This is a genomic window from Xylanibacter rarus, assembly GCF_001275135.1.
Lineage (GTDB): Bacteria > Bacteroidota > Bacteroidia > Bacteroidales > Bacteroidaceae > Prevotella > Prevotella rara.
On record NZ_LFQU01000024.1, the window covers coordinates 20,836 to 39,262 of the forward strand.

Sequence of the window (18,427 nt, forward strand, 5' to 3'; positions counted from 1 at the left end):
ACTTAAAAGGAAAGATACATGACAAGGACGCATGACAACGATGCACCGAAACCCTGAAAAATAACATAAAAGAAGATACAGACAAATGAGAAACATCCTGATGACAGCCACACTTGCCTTATGCTCGTGCATGGCAATGGCACAAGGCCACGACTGGGAAAACCAGTATGTGCTCTCTATAAACCGCGAACCGGCAAGGGCGGCGTTTACGCCATATCTTACTGCTCCGGGCGACATGACCATGACGCTCGACGGACAGTGGAAGTTCAACTGGACCAAGACGCCCGACATGCAGCCGGAGAATTTTTATCAGACCGACTTCAACGACAGCGGCTGGACAACGTTTCCAGTGCCGGGCGACTGGGAGATGAACGGCTACGGCACGCCGATTTATTGCAGTTCAGGCTACGTGTTCAAGATTAATCCGCCCTACGTTATGGGCGAACCCAAACAGAAATACACTTCGTTCATAGAGCGCAACCCCACGGGCTGCTACCGCCGCACGTTCACCATTCCGGCATCATGGAGCGGCAAGGAGGTGTATGTCCACTTCGGCTCCGTGTCGAGCGCATTCTACATTTATGTCAACGGCAAGCAGGTGGGCTACTCGCAGGGCAGCATGGAGCCGGCAGAGTTCAGGCTCACGCCCTACCTCAACAGCGGCACTAACCTCATAGCGCTGAAAGTTCTGAAATATTCAGACGGCAGCTATCTCGAGGATCAGGACATGTGGCGCATTGGAGGCATACACCGCAGCGTGTATCTATATGCCACGCCGCAGATACGCATACGCGACTTTGGCGTGCGCACCATTCTCGACGACACATACACCAACGCCACACTCGTGGTTCATCCCGAACTAGAAGTCATTGGCAGCCAGCGCGGCGAGGGCTATCACATCGAGGCGCAGCTGTATGACGCCGAGGGCAAGGCTGTGCTCGACAGCACCATGAAAGAGGATGCCGCCACGATGCTCAACCTCGACAACAAGGCAAAGATAATGAATGCGCGCAACCCGCAGCGCGGATATGCCGCCTACGGATGGCTCAAGGCAGAGGTGAAGAATCCGCATAAGTGGTCGGCAGAGACGCCTTATCTGTACACGCTCAAGCTGGCCTTGGTAGACAAGGCTGGCAACACCATAGAGCGTGCAGAGACAAAGGTGGGCTTCCGCAAACTCGAAATTAAGGACGGCCGCTTCCTCGTCAACGGCAAGCAGGTGCGCCTGCGCGGCGTAAACCGCCACGAGATGGACCCCATAACGGGCAAGGTGATGACAGAGGAGCGCATGCTGCAGGATATAATGCTGCTGAAGCAGTGCAACATTAATGCCGTGCGCACATGCCATTATCCCAACGACACGCGCTGGTATGAGCTGTGCGACAAATACGGAATATACGTCATGGACGAGGCCGACATAGAGGAACACGGACTGCGCGGCAAGCTGGCAAGCGAGCCTTCGTGGGCAGCTGCCTTTATAGACCGCACACAGCGCCTCGTAATCCGCGACCGCAACTACCCCTGCGTGGTGTTCTGGTCGCTCGGCAACGAGTCGGGCTGGGGCCCCAACTTCGCGGTTACCGGTGCATGGATAAAGGAATACGACCCCACACGCTTCATTCATTACGAAGGAGCGCAGGGCCCCGACAGCAACGACCCGGCCACGGTAGACGTGATAAGCCGCTTCTATCCGCGCGTGCAGGAGGAATATCTTAACCCCGGAGTGAAGGACAACAACATGGAGCGCCCTGAGAACGCGCGCTGGGAACGCCTGCTGAGCATTGCCGAGAAGAAAGGCGACAACCGCCCCGTAGTGACGAGCGAATATGCCCACGCTATGGGTAACGCCCTCGGAAACTTCAAGGAATACTGGGACGAGATATACAGCAATCCGCGCATGCTCGGCGGTTTTATATGGGAATGGGCCGACGAAGGCATATTCAAGAAGCGCGATGACGGCAAGACTATGGTGGCATACGGCGGCGACTTCGGCGACGCGCCTAACCTCGGTGCATTCTGCGTGAAGGGCATCGTGTCGTCCGACAGACAGACAACACCTAAATATTATGAGGTAAAGCAGGTTTATGCGCCTCTTAAACTGACGCTCGACGGCAACCGCATTAACGTTATAAAGCGCGACGAACACGTTGATATAAACAATTACCGCTTTACATGGAATATCACAGAGAACGGCAAGTTAAAGAAGAAAGGCGAGCTGAAAGACTTCACATTGCCTCAACTTAAATATTCTGACGATGCCGACGTGCGCCTCAACATAAGCGTAACGCTGAAGAACGACGCAAGCTGGGCAAAGGCAGGACATGAGATCATGCACAGCCAGTTTGTGCTCAACGACAAGCTCGCGACAGCCTTCAAGGCCGCTGAACTCAAGAAGAACAAGGATGCCGACATTGAGGCTGCAAAGCAGTGGATATAGAACGTAAAGCCAAGATTCTTCCGTGCACCGACCGACAACGACAAAGGCTTCGGCAACTGGATAGCAAAAGACTGGAAAAGAAACCGTCTCGACTCAGCCGAAATAGTTGAGAACGAGCCGGTGAAGGCAACGAGAAACACAGACGGAACTGTGAGCGTCAAGGCTTCTTACACCTGCAAGTATGTCAAAGGCTATATACGTACCGACTACAGCTATACCGTAGACGCAAACGGTTCGGTAGACTTTAAGGCAACATACACACCGAGCGGAGAACTGCCGCCGCTACCGTGCGTGGGCAACACATTCGTGATGCCGGCGTCATACACTAACATCAGCTGGTATGGCATGGGCATGCAGGACACTTACCCCGACCGTCTTGAGGCAGCATGCATCGGTCGCTGGAACTCAACTGTCGACAAGCAGTATGTCCACTATCCGCGTCCGCAGGACAGCGGCAACCACGAACAGGTGGCAGAACTTACGCTGACAGACAGCAAGGGCAACGGATGGAAGGTTACGACAGAGAGCGGCAAGCCATTCTCTTTCTCTGCCCTGCCCTACTCTGACATGCAGCTCTACAACACGGCGCACGACTGCGACCTGAAGGTTGAAGACCATGTTTACCTCAACATCAACGCCGCCGTGATGGGACTTGGCAACAGCAGTTGCGGCCCCGGCGTGCTCACGAAGTATGCCATCAAGCAGCAGCCCTACTCGCTGCACCTCCGTTTCACCAAGATTAAATAAAAATACAGATATGAAAAAGATTTTAATTTCAGCACTCTCGCTCTTTGCGGCCATGACATCAATGGCCCAAAGCAGCGTCTACACGCAACGCCAGTATCTGAGCGGACGCGGAAGCGACGACATGGTGCAGTGGGACTTCTTCTGCACCGGTGGTAACAACTCGGGCAAGTGGACCAAGATTGGTGTCCCCTCTTGCTGGGAGCTTCAGGGCTTCGGCAACTATCAGTATGGCATGAAGTTCTATGGAAAGGCTTTTCCCGACGGCATTGCCGATGAGAAAGGCATGTATAAGTATGAGTTCACCTTGCCCGAAGAATGGGCAAACCATCACATCGAGCTCGTTTTCGAAGCCTCGATGACCGACACAGAGGTGAAGATAAACAAGCGTAAGGCCGGCTCTATGCACCAGGGAGCATTCTATCGCATCACCTACGACGTGAGCGACCGCGTGTTCTTCGGCAAAAAGAAGAACCTGCTTGAAGTTACCGTGAGCAAGGAGAGCACCAACGCCGGCGTGAATCTTGCCGAGCGCCGTGCCGACTACTGGAACTTCGGCGGCATCTTCCGCCCTGTGTTCATCGTCTGCAAGCCTGCCATCAACATCGAGCGCACAGCCATTGACGCCAAGGCCGACGGCACATTCAACGCCTATGTGCTGCTTAACCACACGCTCGAAGACGCAAAGGTGAAGACCACTATCAGCGACATGAGCGGCAAGAAGGTGGCAGAGAACACCACAGACGTTAGGACAGGCGGCAACGAAGCCAACGTTTCGTTCAGCGTGAAGAGTCCTAAACTGTGGACGGCAGAAACGCCTAACCGCTATAAAGTGAGTTTCGCACTCATCGACAAGAACGGCAAGACGCTGCACATCGAGCAGGACAAATTCGGCTTCCGCACAATAGAGACAAGAGCAGGCGACGGACTTTACATCAACGGAAAGAAGGTGAACATACGCGGTGTGAACCGTCACAGCTTCTGGCCGGAGACAGGACGCACGCTAACTCCGCAGAGAAACATCGACGACGTGAAACTGATGAAGGCCATGAACATGAATGCCGTGCGCCTTTCTCACTATCCTGCCGACCCTGAGTTTTATGATGCCTGCGACAGCCTCGGCCTCTATGTGATGGACGAACTAAGCGGATGGCATGGCCATCACGAAACTATCAACGGACAGAAACTTATCCGTGAGATGGTTATACGCGACGTTAATCATCCTTCTATAATATGGTGGAGCAACGGAAACGAGAAGGGATGGAACACCGAACTTGACGGCGAGTTCCACAAATGGGACATTCAGAAGCGTCCGGTGCTGCATCCGCAGGGCAACTTCAGCGGCTATGAGACAATGCACTACCGCTCTTACGGCGAGAGCGAAGAGTATATGCGCAAGCCTGAAATATTCATGCCTACAGAGTTTCTGCATGCTCTTTATGACGGCGGAGCAGGTGCCGGACTGTATGACTATTGGGAACTGATGCGCTCATGGCCGAGATGTGCCGGAGGATTTATCTGGGCACTGGTTGACGAGGGCGTTGTAAGAACAGACATGAACGGCATGATTGACAACGTGGGCAACTACGGAGCCGACGGCATCGTTGGTCCTCACCGCGAGAAGGAAGGCAGCTACTACACCGTGAAACAGATATGGAGCCCTGTGCAGATATCAATGCCGGACAATTTCAACGGCACACTCAACGTTGAGAACAGATATAACTTCCTGTCGCTCAAGGGCTGCAAGTTTGATTATTCTTACGTAAAATACGACGGAGCAGAAACCAAGACAGTAAAACAGGGCACTGTAAACGGCGCCGACATAGCAGCCGACAGCAAGGGCGAAATAAAGATTCCTGCTGCTCCCGACAATGCAGATGCACTCAGCATAAAGGCGACAGACCAGTATGGTGAGGAACTTTACACATGGGTGTTCAAGCTGAAAGACGCCGACAAACTGCAGGTTAAGGCTGCAAAGGCCGGCAAACCTGTTATGAACGGCAACACGGTGAAGGCAGGAAACGTTACCTACACATTCTCAGAGACAGACGGAACACTTAGCAGCGTAACCACCGGCAAGAGCGAATATAAGTTCAACGGCGGCCCGAAATTCTTTGCTTATCGCCGCGCCGACCGCTCATTCGACCAGTTCTATAACCACGACGACCCTGAAGCTGAGAAGAAAAAGACCACCTACACCGCCTATGAAGACCAGGGAACATTTGCCGGACTGAGCTGCAAAGACGGACAGAACGACACCCTTATAGTAACTGCCGACTACAAACTCGGCTCACTTCAGAAAGCTGAATGGCGTATCGCACCCGACGGCGGGGCACGTCTTGTTTATACATACAACTTCAACGGCGTTGTCGACCTCATGGGCGTAATGTTCAATCTGCCTGAGTCTGACGTACTGAGCAAGCAATGGCTCGGCCACGGTCCTTACCGTGTATGGAAGAACAGACTGCATGGTCCGCAGCTTGGAGTATGGAGCAACGAATACAACGACCCCGTTCCGGGCGAAAGCTTCACTTATCCTGAGTTCAAGGGTTACTTTGCCGGCGTGCAGTGGATGAAGCTGAAGACCAAGAACGGCACAATAACTCTGCAGCCTGGCACCGACAAGGAATATGTAGGAGTTTATCAGCCGCGCGACGGACGCGACCAACTGCTCTACACACTGCCCGAAACAGGCATAAGCATGATGCAGGTCATACCGGCAGTAAGAAACAAGGTGAACACCACAGACCTCAACGGTCCTTCGGCACAGCCTGTATGGGCACGCGGAAGCTATACCGGAGAAGTAACCTTACACTTTGAATAATGATGAAAAAACTCTTTTCGATAATACTTGCGTTCGCCACTTGCGCAAACGCATTCTCACATAAAGCCATTCAGGAGTGCGCTCCTGAATGGTATAAACGTTTCATGGCCCCTGCCCCAGAGACTTATCCCTGGACTTTCTGGTACTGGATGTACGGATGCGTAAGCGACGAAGGTATCAAGTTAGACCTTGAAGCAATGCACGACGCAGGCATTGCAGGCTTCTATCTGATGCCGATAAAGGACACGACGGACGGCAAGGGATATAACGGCACAGCACGGCAGCTCTCGCCCGAATGGTGGAAGCGTATGGACACAGTATTCCGCACGGCAGACAGTCTGAAACTGCAGATGGGCATACACTTCTCTGACGGTTTCGCACTAGGCGGCGGTCCTTGGATCACTCCGGCAGAGTCGATGCAGCGCATTGTATGGTCAGATACCGTTGTGTCTGGCGGCAAGCAGAGCCTCACTTTATCGCAGCCCAAGGCATACAAAGACTATTATGAGGACATTGCCGTTTACGCATATCCGGCCGAATACGCCGACGACCGCAAGCCAAAGGCTTCAGTAACATTCCCGTTCCGCTCTTCAGAGCCGTGTGACATCATCATGTCTTACGACAAGCCCTACACCCTGCGCAGCGTTGAAATAGTTACGGGAGGCAACAACTATCAGGCTCACCGCTTCAAGGTGTATGCCTCTGACAACGGAAAAGACTATAAGTTCGTGAGAGAAATAAGTCCGGCAAGACAGGGATGGCAGAACACCGACGCTTATGCCACTTATGCAATACCGGCCACAAAGGCACGTTTCTTTAAGTTTCACTGGACTCCCGAAGGCAGCGACCCTGGTTCGGAAGACATGGATGCGGCAAAATGGAAGCCCAACCTTAAGATTGCAGGCATCGTTCTTGGCTCAGAACCCGTAGTTGACGGATATGAAGGCAAGTCGGGAAAGGTGTGGCGCGTGTCAAAGAAGTTCCCCATTGCCGACAACGAGTGCGTGTCTTTAAGCGAAATGATAAACCTTTCGGACAAGTTTATCTCATCTAATCAAACAGGCAAAGATGTAACCGTAAACCTTCCGAAAGGCAAGTGGCACATACTCAGAATAGGCCATACATCGACAGGACACACCAACGCCACCGGCGGCGGAGGACGCGGACTGGAGTGCGACAAGTTCTCGCGCGAAGCCATAAACAAGCAGTTTGACAACTGGTTTGGCGCCATATACAACCATGCTCCCAAAGATGTCGTAAAGCGTGTGCTGACACGTCTGCACGTTGACAGTTGGGAGTGCGGCAGCCAAAACTGGAGCAGCAACTTCGCTGATGAATTTAAGCGCCGCCGCGGCTACGACCTCATGCCGTGGCTTCCGCTCTATGCCGGAGTGCCGATGGAGTCTTCTGACAAGTCGGACGCTGTACTGCGCGACATACGCCTTACCATTGCCGAACTTATCAACGACGTGTTCTTTGACGAGGTTAAAAAGCTCGGAAAGAAATACGGATGCACCCTTTCAGCCGAATGTGTTTCGCCTACAATGGTGAGCGACGGCCTGCTGCACTATCAGCACACCGACTATCCGATGGGCGAGTTCTGGCTCAACAGTCCTACTCACGACAAACCCAACGACATGCTTGACGCCGTAAGCGGAGCTCATATATATGGAAAGAACATCATACAGGCCGAAGGTTTCACAGAAGTAAGGGGCACATGGGACGAGGATTTCGCCCTGCTGAAACCGCTGCTCGACCGCAACTACTGTCTCGGAATAAACAGCATTGTGTTCCATGTGAACACTCACAACCCATGGACAGACCGCGCACCGGGCATGACGCTCGACGGCATAGGCACATTCTTTCAGCGCGACAACACATGGTGGCGCGAGATGCCAGCCTTCACCGACTACATAAAGCGCTGTCAGGCGCTGCTGCAATATGGCAGCAATGTGGCCGATATTGCAGTATACACAGGCAACGAGACACCGAGAAGAGCATTGCTGCCCGAACGTCTTGTAAGTTCGCTGCCCGGACTTTTCAGTGAAAAGGACATTCAGCGCGAAAAAGCCAGACTGGCAAACGTTGGCCAGCCGCTAGAAGTTAGTCCTGTAGGAGTTACACACACTGCCAACATGACCAAGGCCGACGCATGGACCAATCCGCTGAGAGGCTACCGCTACGACTCGTTCAACCACGACGTGCTGACAAAAGCCCGCGTTGAGAACGGCATGATTGTAACAGAAGGCGGCACAAAATATGGTGCACTCGTTATTCCGCAGGCACGCCCGATGAACCCCGACCGCATCATTACATGCTGGAACGTGATAGACTCGCTCGAGGCTAAAGGCGCACGCGTGATACGCAAGCCATGGACACAGAGCGACCTTTCGTCAATAGGCATCAAGCGCGACATCACGCTGCCTGAAGGTATCGACTATGTTCATCGCCATGCCGACGATGCCGACATCTACTTCATGAGCAACCAAACCGACAGTACTGTAACCTTTGTACCTGAGTTCAGAGCCGTAAAAGCCAACAAATATATTGCCGACCCGATGACAGGAAAAGTGTATAACGCACAAAACCAGCTTACACTGACTGCCGGAGCATCGCTCTTTGTTGTGCTGACCGACCAAAATATTGATGCCGAAGACATGCCTGACATGAGCAAATATGACACGGCTATAAGCCTTGACGACAAGAAATGGACCGTGAAGTTTGAGAAAACCGGTAAACAGGTAACCACGGAAAAGCTCTTCGACTGGAGCAAGGCCGACGACCAGAGCGTAAAATTCTACTCGGGACACGCCACATACGAAACAACATTCAAGTATAAGGGCAAGCCTGAGGGCAGCGTATTCATCGACCTTGGCGAAGTAGCCGACATTGCCACAGTGTATGTAAACGGAAAGATATGCGGAACGGCATGGATGCCTCCATACAACGTTGACATAACACCGGCTGTGAAGAAGGGCAAGAACGAGCTGAAAATAGTTGTAGTGAACACATGGGCAAACGCCCTGCAGGGCAACGACCAGGGCACTCCGCCGTTTGAAGGCATTTGGACTAACGGCAAATACCGCCGCGCAAGCAAGGAACTGCTGCCGGCAGGACTGGTGGGACCGGTGGTAATTAAAAGTAAAATTAAAAGTAAAATTAAACATATATACTACATGAAAAGACTTGCATTAATCCTTGGTGCCATGTTTGCCGCTACTGGCATCAGCGCGAAGGTTACGCTACCAAAGATGTTCGCAGACGGAATGGTGATGCAGCGCGAGACTAACGCCAACCTGTGGGGAGAGGCAAAGGCATCTGCCACTGTGAAAATCACTACGTCGTGGAACAAGAAAACATACTCAGTGAAGGCCGACAGCAACGGAAAATGGAAGGCATCGGTAAGCACTCCCGAAGCAGGCGGCCCCTACTCTATCACACTAAGCGACGGCGAGAAAACCGTTCTAAACAATATCCTTATAGGCGAAGTGTGGATATGCTCGGGACAGAGCAACATGGAGATGCCGATGAAAGGCTTTAAGAATCAGCCTGTAGAAAACGCCGTTGAGGACATACTGCACAGCAGCGACAGCAATCTGCGCCTGTTTACAGTGAAGCGCAACAGCCAATTCAGCGTCGTAGACACCGTAAGCGGTTCATGGAAAGAGGCTTGCCCGGCATCAGTGCGTGAGTTCAGCGCAACGGCTTACTACTTCGGCCACGAACTGCGCCAGGCTCTCAACGTGCCCGTAGGACTTATCGTTGCTGCATGGGGCGGCTCTGCCTGCGAGGCATGGATGACAGCCGACTGGCTGAAGGCTTTTCCAGACGCCAAGATTCCGGCATCGCCTGAAGACATAAAGTCGAAAAACCGCACGCCGACAGTGCTATACAACGGCATGCTTCATCCGCTCATCGGCTACACCATGCGCGGAGTGATATGGTATCAGGGCGAAGACAACGTTACGCGTTACCAGACTTACGCCGACATGATGACGGCAATGATTAAAGGCTGGCGCTCACAGTGGGGACTGGGCGACTTCCCGTTCTACTACTGCCAGATTGCTCCTTACGACTATAAGCTGATCAACTATACGATAAACAGCGCCCTGCTGCGCGAACAGCAGGCAAAGGCCGAACTGATGAACACCAACTGCGGCATGGCTGTGCTTATGGATGCCGGACTTGAATACGGCATACATCCACGCAAGAAGAACCTTGCCGGCATGCGCCTCGCACTGCTCGCACTGAGCAAGACCTACGGTGTTGAGGGTCTGACAGCCGAAAGCGCATACTATAAGGACGTAACGTTCAAGAACGACACGGCCGTGGTTACGTTCAACCGCGCCAACATGTGGATATACGGACGCAACGGACTGAAGAGCGACCTGTTTGAAGTGGCAGGCGAAGACCGCGTGTTCCATCCCGCAAAAGCATGGATAGAGCGCAGCAAGATGTACGTAAAGAGCGACTCTGTGAAGAAGCCTGTGGCCGTAAGATACGCCTTCAAAGACTGGGCCGACGGCGATCTGTTCTGCGACGGCCTGCCCGTAAGCTCGTTCCGCACAGACAACTGGGACGAATAATCCTGCCGTAACAACGTTACAGACATCATTCATTATAAGCAAAATCGTTACACTTATGACTGCCGGATGTAAGGCAACTCATAAATGTAACGATTTTGCTTTTCTGTCAACCATGTTTTCTGAGTATGATTTTTTCATGCAGACAATATTGATATGCCCCGAAATTCCGATATCATATTTAGGTAAAAAGTCATGACAAAAATATTTTTCAATCTAGAAAACGGACATTAAATTTATGTTAATGTAGAAGCATTAAACAAGGCACATCATTAACATTTATTTGAATATCAGACAAAATAACGGGCCAAAAGCATGGATTTTTTGATGCAAAAGCATGGCTAACGAGTGAAAAACAGGCATGTAATGCAGCGTAAAAGGCCCACTTTTGCACCGTAAACGGCAGAGTAATATTTTTTAACGGTCTGGGTTTTAAGTCTAAAATCACATAAGAAGCTGTAAGTCAACAACTTAGCAAAAACACACGATTTTGAGCCTTTTTCGCATAAAATCACACTGATGCGCAGAGCATCGCTATTCTGGAAGCGTCAAACGTATCCCAAATGGTAATTTTTTATTACATTATCAAGCCTCATAACATATAAAATTCAACGCAATTTTTCTGCCATCTTAGCCAATTTTTTCATCTTGACGCCTGGCCTTATCGCCATTCGTTCACTGACGCTTATAACTCAGTTCACACACAGCCATTATTTTTGTTTTTCGCATGCCCTACAATGTCTGTATTCAAACAAAATTGCGTATATTTGCATTAAAATATATAGGATGCGGCTCGGCAATGCTAATACCAGAAACGCATTTTTGTTTTTGCGTTGCTCTCGCCTTTCACTATATTGGCATATCAGACGAGCCACAGGCCGTTCATTCAGAGAACTATCATATAAAGGAGAAACGCAAAGATGAAATACCCAATAGGAATACAGAGCTTCGATCAGATAATAGAAGACGGATACGTTTATGTAGACAAGACGGACATGATTTATGACCTCACGCATGAAGGAAAAATCTACTTTCTGAGCCGTCCGCGCCGCTTCGGAAAGAGTCTGCTTGTGTCTACGCTGAAGAACTACTACCTTGGCCGCAAGGATCTTTTCAAGGGTCTTGCCATCGACGGCATGGAGAAGGAGTGGAACGTTTATCCTGTGTTCCATGTTGACTTCAACGGCTCCGACTTCACGCAGGCCGGTGTTCTGGAGAAACGTATAAACGGTTATGTTTCCGATTGGGAGAAAGAATACGGCGTGGTGTCTGACGGAGACACGCTCGACCTTGGCGGAAGGTTCATAAAGATTCTGGAGGCTGCGCATGCCAAGACAGGCCGCCGCGCTGTGGTGTTGATAGACGAGTATGACAAACCGATACTCGACGTGCTTGACATGAGCCGCGAGCTTGAAGACCGACACCGCAACGTTCTCAAGGCCTTCTACTCCGTGTTCAAGGGAGCCGACGCCCATCTGCAGTTTGTCCTCCTAACGGGCGTAACCAAGTTCTCGCAGGTCAGCGTGTTCAGCGGCTTCAACCAGCCCAAGGACATCAGCATGGATGCACGCTACGAGACGCTGTGCGGCATAACGCAGGATGAACTTGAGCATTATTTCAGCAGTCCTATATCCGACCTTGCCGTTGAATACCAATGCACTCCGGATGAGATGCGCCAGAGGCTCAGACGCCAGTATGACGGCTATCACTTCAGCAAGCGTATGAAGGGCGTCTACAATCCTTTCAGTCTGCTCAACGCTCTTGACAGTCTTAGCGTTGACGACTACTGGTTCCGCTCGGGCACTCCTACCTATCTTATCCGCCTACTTGCACACTTCAACGAGAACATGAACGAGCTTACGGGCAAATATTACGCCATGGAGGAGTTCATAGACTATAAAGCCGACGTGGAGCGCCCGCTGCCTATGATATATCAGAGCGGCTACCTCACGATAAAGGACTACAACATGCGCCACAACACATTCCTTCTCGACTTCCCCAACGACGAGGTAAAGAAGGGATTTCTCACGATGATAGCCTCTTCGTATCTTCAGCCGCGCGAGCGTCTCAACGGCTGGATATTCGATGTGATTGACGCCATGGAGGCCGGCGAGGCCGACAGTCTGCACACGCTGTTTACCTCCTTCCTGTCGAGCATCCCCTACACCATGCGCCGCAAGGAGAATGAGGCGGAGCGCGAACGTTATTTCCAGTACACGTTCTATCTCATCATGCGGCTTATCAGCGTCTACACCGTTTACACGGAGAAAGTGCAGAGCCAGGGGCGTGTTGACTGCGTGGTTGAGACTCCGCAGTATGTCTATATCTTTGAGTTCAAGCTCGACGGCACGGCAGACGAGGCTCTCAGTCAGATTGAAGACAAGGGCTATGCGCGCGAATACGAATCAGACAGCCGCCGTGTGTTCAAGATCGGCGCCAGCTTCTCGTCGGAGACGGGGACTATATCCGACTGGATTTGTGTCTGAAACAGAACGTTCAAAATGGCATTTCAACCGCAATAGCCTACCGAAAAAAGATAACAAACGATAATTTCCTACTTTTGATAAAAGCAATATGAAAAAAACGTACTACAGAACGCTATCGAAAAAACAAGTCAAGAAAAACATTTTGCCTTAAACGCAAACCGGCACGGCCGTCTGTCACATTTCACTTACTATGCGATGTTGGTGCTTGCAGTTGTCTTAACAGCAGTGACAACAAGCATGCCGGCAGATGCAGCCGGTAAAGCGGCAAGAGGGAAAGACTATGTTCCGGCAGACTACACATGGACGACACAGAGCAAAAATTCATCTGAATCAATGCCATGCGGCGGACACGACGTGGGCATGAACGTATGGGTGGAGAACGGCGACGTAATGATATACGTGGCACGTAGCGGAATGTTCGACGAGAACAACACACTGCTGAAAGCCGGACGACTGAGACTGCGCCTTACGCCCAACCCGTTTAACGGTGCAGATGCAGGCTTCAGCCAGACTCTGAAGCTTGACGACGGCGCTGTTTACATAAAGGGAAAAGACACAGAAATACGCCTGTGGGCAGATGTGGAGACATCTGCCGTGTTTGCAGAGATAAGTTCAAAGACAAAGACAGACGCCACCCTAAGCTATGAAAGCTGGCGATATAAAGACAGACCTGTTACAAAAGCCGAATGCCAGCAGTGCTCATACAAATGGAATTTGCCAAAGGACTGCACCACATATCAGGATTCGATACGTGCAAAGGGCAACACACTTGTTTTCTGGCACAAGAACCGCGAACAGACTGTGTTCGACTTTACTGTAAACAAAGAAAACCTAGACGGCATTAAAAACAATCTGTACAACCCCATCGGCGGCCTGCGATTCGGTGGTGAACTCGTTGCCCCAGGCTTCACTTTCTGCGGCACTACCGATGGCACCTATGCCTCAACAGACTTCCGTGCATGGAACTTTAAGGCTGAAGACATAAAGAAATCCACGATAACGCTAAACCTATATGACGGCGACAAGGCCCCGAAAATACCTACAGCGAAAGAGTCGAAAAGAAGAAGTGCTGCATGGTGGCATGCTTACTGGCAAAGAAGTTATATCATACCGGCCGACAGAAACGACAACACGGACAATCCGACGAGCAAATGGCAAGGCATACTGCGCAACTACGAACTGTTCCGCTATATGCTCGGATGCAACGCCTACGGAGAATGGCCCTCTAAATTCAACGGCGGACTGTTCACCTTCGACCCCGTATACGTAGACCCGAAGACGCCTTTCACACCAGACTACCGCAAATGGGGAGGCGGAACCATGACGGCTCAGAACCAGCGACTGGTTTACTGGCCTATGCTAAAGAGTGGAGATACAGACATGATGGCATCGCAGTTTGACACATATCTGCGACTGCTGCCCACGGCCGTTGCACGCACAAAGCATTATTGGGGACACGGCGGGGCGTCGTTTACCGAACAGATAGAAAACTTCGGACTGCCAAATCCTGCCGAATACGGCAAGCACAAGCCCGGCGACGACTACGGTATGGAGCGAAACGCATGGCTTGAATATCAGTGGGACACATCATTGGAATTCTGCTCAATGATACTACAGGCGCACTTTTACACCGGAATGGACATCACGAAGTATGAACCGCTGATTGTACAATGCCTGCAATTCTTTGACGAACATTATCAGTATCTTGCAAAACAGCGCGGAGTAAAGGCGCTCGACGGTGAAGGAAAGCTTATACTCTACCCTTCATCCGGATGCGAGACATACAAAATGGCATACAACCCGTCGAGCGTGGTGGCAGCATTGCGCACGGTGACAGAGCAGTTTGAAGCATACAAGGCAGCCAAAGGCATACAAGACACATCTGCTTATGCCCTTGACTCTACTTTCATAAGCCGCATACCCGACATGCCGCTGCGCACCATCGAGGGCGACACATGCATAGCCCCTGCCATTGTATGGGCCAGAATACAGAACGTTGAGACGCCGCAACTGTATCCGGTATTCCCATGGCGAATATACGGCATGGGGCGCCCCGGATTAAATATTGCACGCAACACTTATCTTAAAGATCCGCACGCACTAAAGATGCGCACACACATCGGCTGGAAACAAGACAATATCTGGGCTGCATGCCTCGGCCTTACCGACGATGCGGCACGCCTTAACCTTGAGAAATTTGCCGACGGGCCTTACCGCTTCCCTGCCTTCTGGGACCCTGGCTATGACTGGGCACCCGACTGCAACCGCGGTGGTGCAGCCATGATAGGCTTGCAGGAAATGCTGCTTCAGGAAACACCCGACGGTCAACTGCTACTCTTCCAGGCATGGCCGCGCGAATGGAACGTGAAATTCAGACTTCATGCGACAGGCGGAAGAATAGTCAATGCGGAGATAAAGGACGGAAATATAAAGGTTGAGACAGAGAAAACAAAATAAAAACCACTTGTCTGCCACAAGATAAACAATAAAAGAAGAATGTATAATGATGCGTAAGCTGCGGCAAGACTAACCATGAAAGCCGCATATATGCCAAAGCACAAGCAACCTATAACAGCAAAAAGAGACGGACAATACACGTTGACACGCTACGACATCATACATTCAAACTGTATTGAGACAATAAACAAGGCCTTGCGCATCGGTTTTGCGCAAGGCCTTGTTTCATATCATATCACCGCATCGGTTTAGCGGTATGCCTTCTCATAAATAGCAAGTATTTCGTCTTCTGTCAGCATGCGCGGGTCAAGCTGGAACAAGCCTCCCATGGTTTCCTTTGCATTCTTAACCATTTCAGGAAGATCCTCTTTCTTAATGCCCCAGTCGCTCAACTTCAAGTCGTCAACCTTGCAGGCCTTCTGCATCTTGACGAGAGCATCAATAAAGTCAGACGGACGCTTACTCGGCTCCATAGTCATGGCCTCTGCCATCTTCATGTAGCGCTTCATACTGTCATTGCGGAATGTCTCAAAATAAGACTGCGACAGACAAATCAGTCCTGCGCCGTGAGGCAGTTCAGGATAAAGGGCACTCATGGCATGCTCCATTGAATGTTCTGACGTACAGCTTGATGTAGACTCAACCATACCGGCCAACGTACTTGCCCATGCAACCTTTGTCCTTGCCTTCAAGTTGCGTCCGTCAGCCACTGCCACAGGCAGATACTTGTAGATAAGACGGATAGCCTCGAGAGCATAAAGGTCACTTATCGGAGTGGCACAGTTTGCTATGTAGCCCTCAGCTGCATGGAAGAATGCGTCAAAGCCCTGATAAGCCGTAAGTCTTGGCGGGATGCTGAGCATGAGTTCTGGGTCAACAATAGACATTGTCGGGAATGTCAGCTTGCAGCCAAAACCAATCTTCTCGTGAGCTGTCTCATGGGTAATAACAGTCCAAGGGTCAACCTCTGTACCTGTGCCGGCCGTTGTTGGGATGGCAATAATAGGCAGAGCCTTCTCAACGGGCTTGTTCTTGCCTGTACCTCCGGCAATATAGTCCCAGTAATCGCCCTCGTTGCATGCCATTATGGCGATGCTCTTTGCAGAGTCGATAGAGCTTCCGCCGCCAAGACCGATGACGAAGTCGCACTTCTCTTCACGGCACAGCGCAGCTGCCTCCATTACATGCTGCTTGATCGGGTTGGGAAGAATCTTATCAAAGACAACGCTCTCAACATTATTCTCCTTAAGATAGCCTACCACTTTATCTAAATAGCCATACTTCTTCATTGAAGTTCCGCCAGAAATAACAATCAACGCTTTCTTACCAGGCAAATTTTCTGTTGCCAGCCTTCTGAGTTCGCCGCATCCGAACAATAATTTTGTAGGAATGTGCAGATTAAATACAAGGTTCTTGTTCATGATCGTATTAATTTAAAGTTTTCAAAAGCAAATATAATAAATCTATTACAAACAAAAGAATAAATATGAATTTAATTTTAAATTAAAACCGACAAGCAGCTTTATGCTTATATAAAAACATTATACTCCTGATTGCAATGTCTGCCTATTTACGCTTCATGACGCTGTTCACTACGCGCACCGATGAAACGAGTTTGCCGGTAGACGTGAACACGTCGACATTCCACACATGAGACGAGCGGCCCTTATGCACAATGGTGCCCACGGCACGCACCGTATCGCCCTCATGGGCCGAAGATATATGGTTGCCGCTTACCTGCATTCCGACAACATACTCGTCGGGATTACATATTATCATAGAGCCAAACCCTGCCACTGTCTCTGCCAACGCAAGCGTGGCTCCGCCATGCAGGATGCCGAACGGCTGACGGTTGCGGTGGTCAACAGGCATAGTGGCCTCAACGCGGTCGTGAGAGGCATAGGTGTACTGTATGCCGAGGTTGCCCATAAGCGTAGATTTCGACTGGGCATTGAGTTCATCAAGCGGAATCTCGCTCGGACGCACCTCAGCCAAGAACGCCTTCTCAACAGCCACAGCCACACCGTCTTCATTGTTAGACAGTGTGATATAGTCGGCACAACGCTTCACAGATCCTGGCGCATTGCCCATGGCTATTCCGAGACTTGCCAGCTGCAACATGGTAACATCAGCCACGCCATCGCCGAAGACTACGATGTCGTCTGTCTTTATGCCCTCCATCTCCATTACGGCAGCCAGCGTGTTGGCCTTGTTGACGCGGCAGCCTACCACCTCGAGAAAGAACGGCTCTGAGCGGAACACGTCGAGCACACCGTCGAGACGGCGCTTCCAGTGGTTCTCCAGTCCTACGAGAGCCTCCTCGTCGTCGCTGACAAGCATGCACTTGCACGGAATGAAGTCGATGGCTATGGAGAAATGCTCCTCATAGACAATCTTCATGCCGTTGAGCTCGGCTTCGGCCTTGATGTGCGGATTGTCAGGCATGTTCGTAACAATACAGTCCTCATTATAAGTAAGGATGCCAAATCCGTTTTTGTCGGCCTTCTTCTCAAGATAAGGTATCAGTTCGGGATTAATGCGGCGCTCAAATATCACTTCGCCGTCAGCAGCCCTTATAACCTGTCCGCCGTTATACGCCATCACATATCCGTTGTAGGTGTCAAGCTCGAGCATCTTGGCCAGTCCGAGCAGTCCGTATGTCGGACGCCCTGACGCCAGCATTATTCGCACGCCCATCTGCTGAACCTTGCGCAGCGTTGCCAGCGTGCGCTTGCTTACCTCCTTGTTGTCGTTCAACAATGTTCCGTCAACGTCCAGAACAAGCATCTTATATTTCATAGCTCAATGTTTTAAGGGTTATGTCAAAACAAGACAAAGCTCATATCCTGCCGCCGTATGCTGCTTCAGCCGGCAGGCGGCACGGCCTTTATCTTTC

6 protein-coding genes and 2 pseudogenes are annotated in these 18,427 nt (G+C 51.0%); 6 read left to right on the forward strand and 2 right to left on the reverse strand.

Annotation, left to right across the window (positions count from 1 at the left end; translation table 11 throughout):
- Positions 1–97: 97 nt before the first annotated feature.
- From ACU52_RS11425 to ACU52_RS11445, 6 genes and pseudogenes are all read left to right on the forward strand, one after another.
- A pseudogene (locus ACU52_RS11425) lies at positions 98–3,184 on the forward strand (glycoside hydrolase family 2 TIM barrel-domain containing protein).
- A gap of 10 nt (positions 3,185–3,194) precedes the next feature.
- Positions 3,195–6,005: a glycoside hydrolase family 2 gene (locus tag ACU52_RS11430; protein WP_053398864.1), complete on the forward strand. Its 2,811-nt coding sequence runs from the start codon at positions 3,195–3,197 to the stop codon at positions 6,003–6,005.
- Positions 6,005–9,136: pseudogene (locus tag ACU52_RS11435) on the forward strand (glycosyl hydrolase); the annotation flags it as partial. The gene ACU52_RS11430 and the pseudogene ACU52_RS11435, both read left to right, overlap by 1 nt.
- A 45-nt stretch (positions 9,137–9,181) precedes the next feature.
- Entirely contained in the window at positions 9,182–10,591 is a 1,410-nt protein-coding gene (locus ACU52_RS15160) for a sialate O-acetylesterase (protein WP_239684919.1), read from the forward strand.
- Between the two features lie 917 nt (positions 10,592–11,508).
- On the forward strand, positions 11,509–13,074 hold the full coding sequence (locus ACU52_RS11440; RefSeq protein WP_053398865.1) for an ATP-binding protein: 1,566 nt from the start codon (positions 11,509–11,511) through the stop codon (positions 13,072–13,074).
- A 237-nt stretch (positions 13,075–13,311) separates the two neighbouring features.
- Positions 13,312–15,531, forward strand: a complete 2,220-nt coding sequence (locus tag ACU52_RS11445) for a DUF5703 domain-containing protein (RefSeq protein WP_147630853.1) — start codon at positions 13,312–13,314, stop codon at positions 15,529–15,531.
- A 248-nt stretch (positions 15,532–15,779) separates the two neighbouring features.
- Here the strand turns inward: ACU52_RS11445 and ACU52_RS11450 are convergent, their stop codons facing one another.
- Together ACU52_RS11450 and ACU52_RS11455 are read right to left on the reverse strand one after the other, a co-directional pair.
- Positions 15,780–16,952 (reverse strand): iron-containing alcohol dehydrogenase, encoded by a 1,173-nt coding sequence (locus ACU52_RS11450; RefSeq protein ID WP_053398867.1) that lies wholly within the window; start codon positions 16,950–16,952, stop codon positions 15,780–15,782.
- Positions 16,953–17,097: 145 nt separating this feature from the next.
- Entirely contained in the window at positions 17,098–18,330 is a 1,233-nt protein-coding gene (locus tag ACU52_RS11455) for a Cof-type HAD-IIB family hydrolase (protein ID WP_021855011.1), read from the reverse strand.
- Positions 18,331–18,427: the final 97 nt, after the last annotated feature.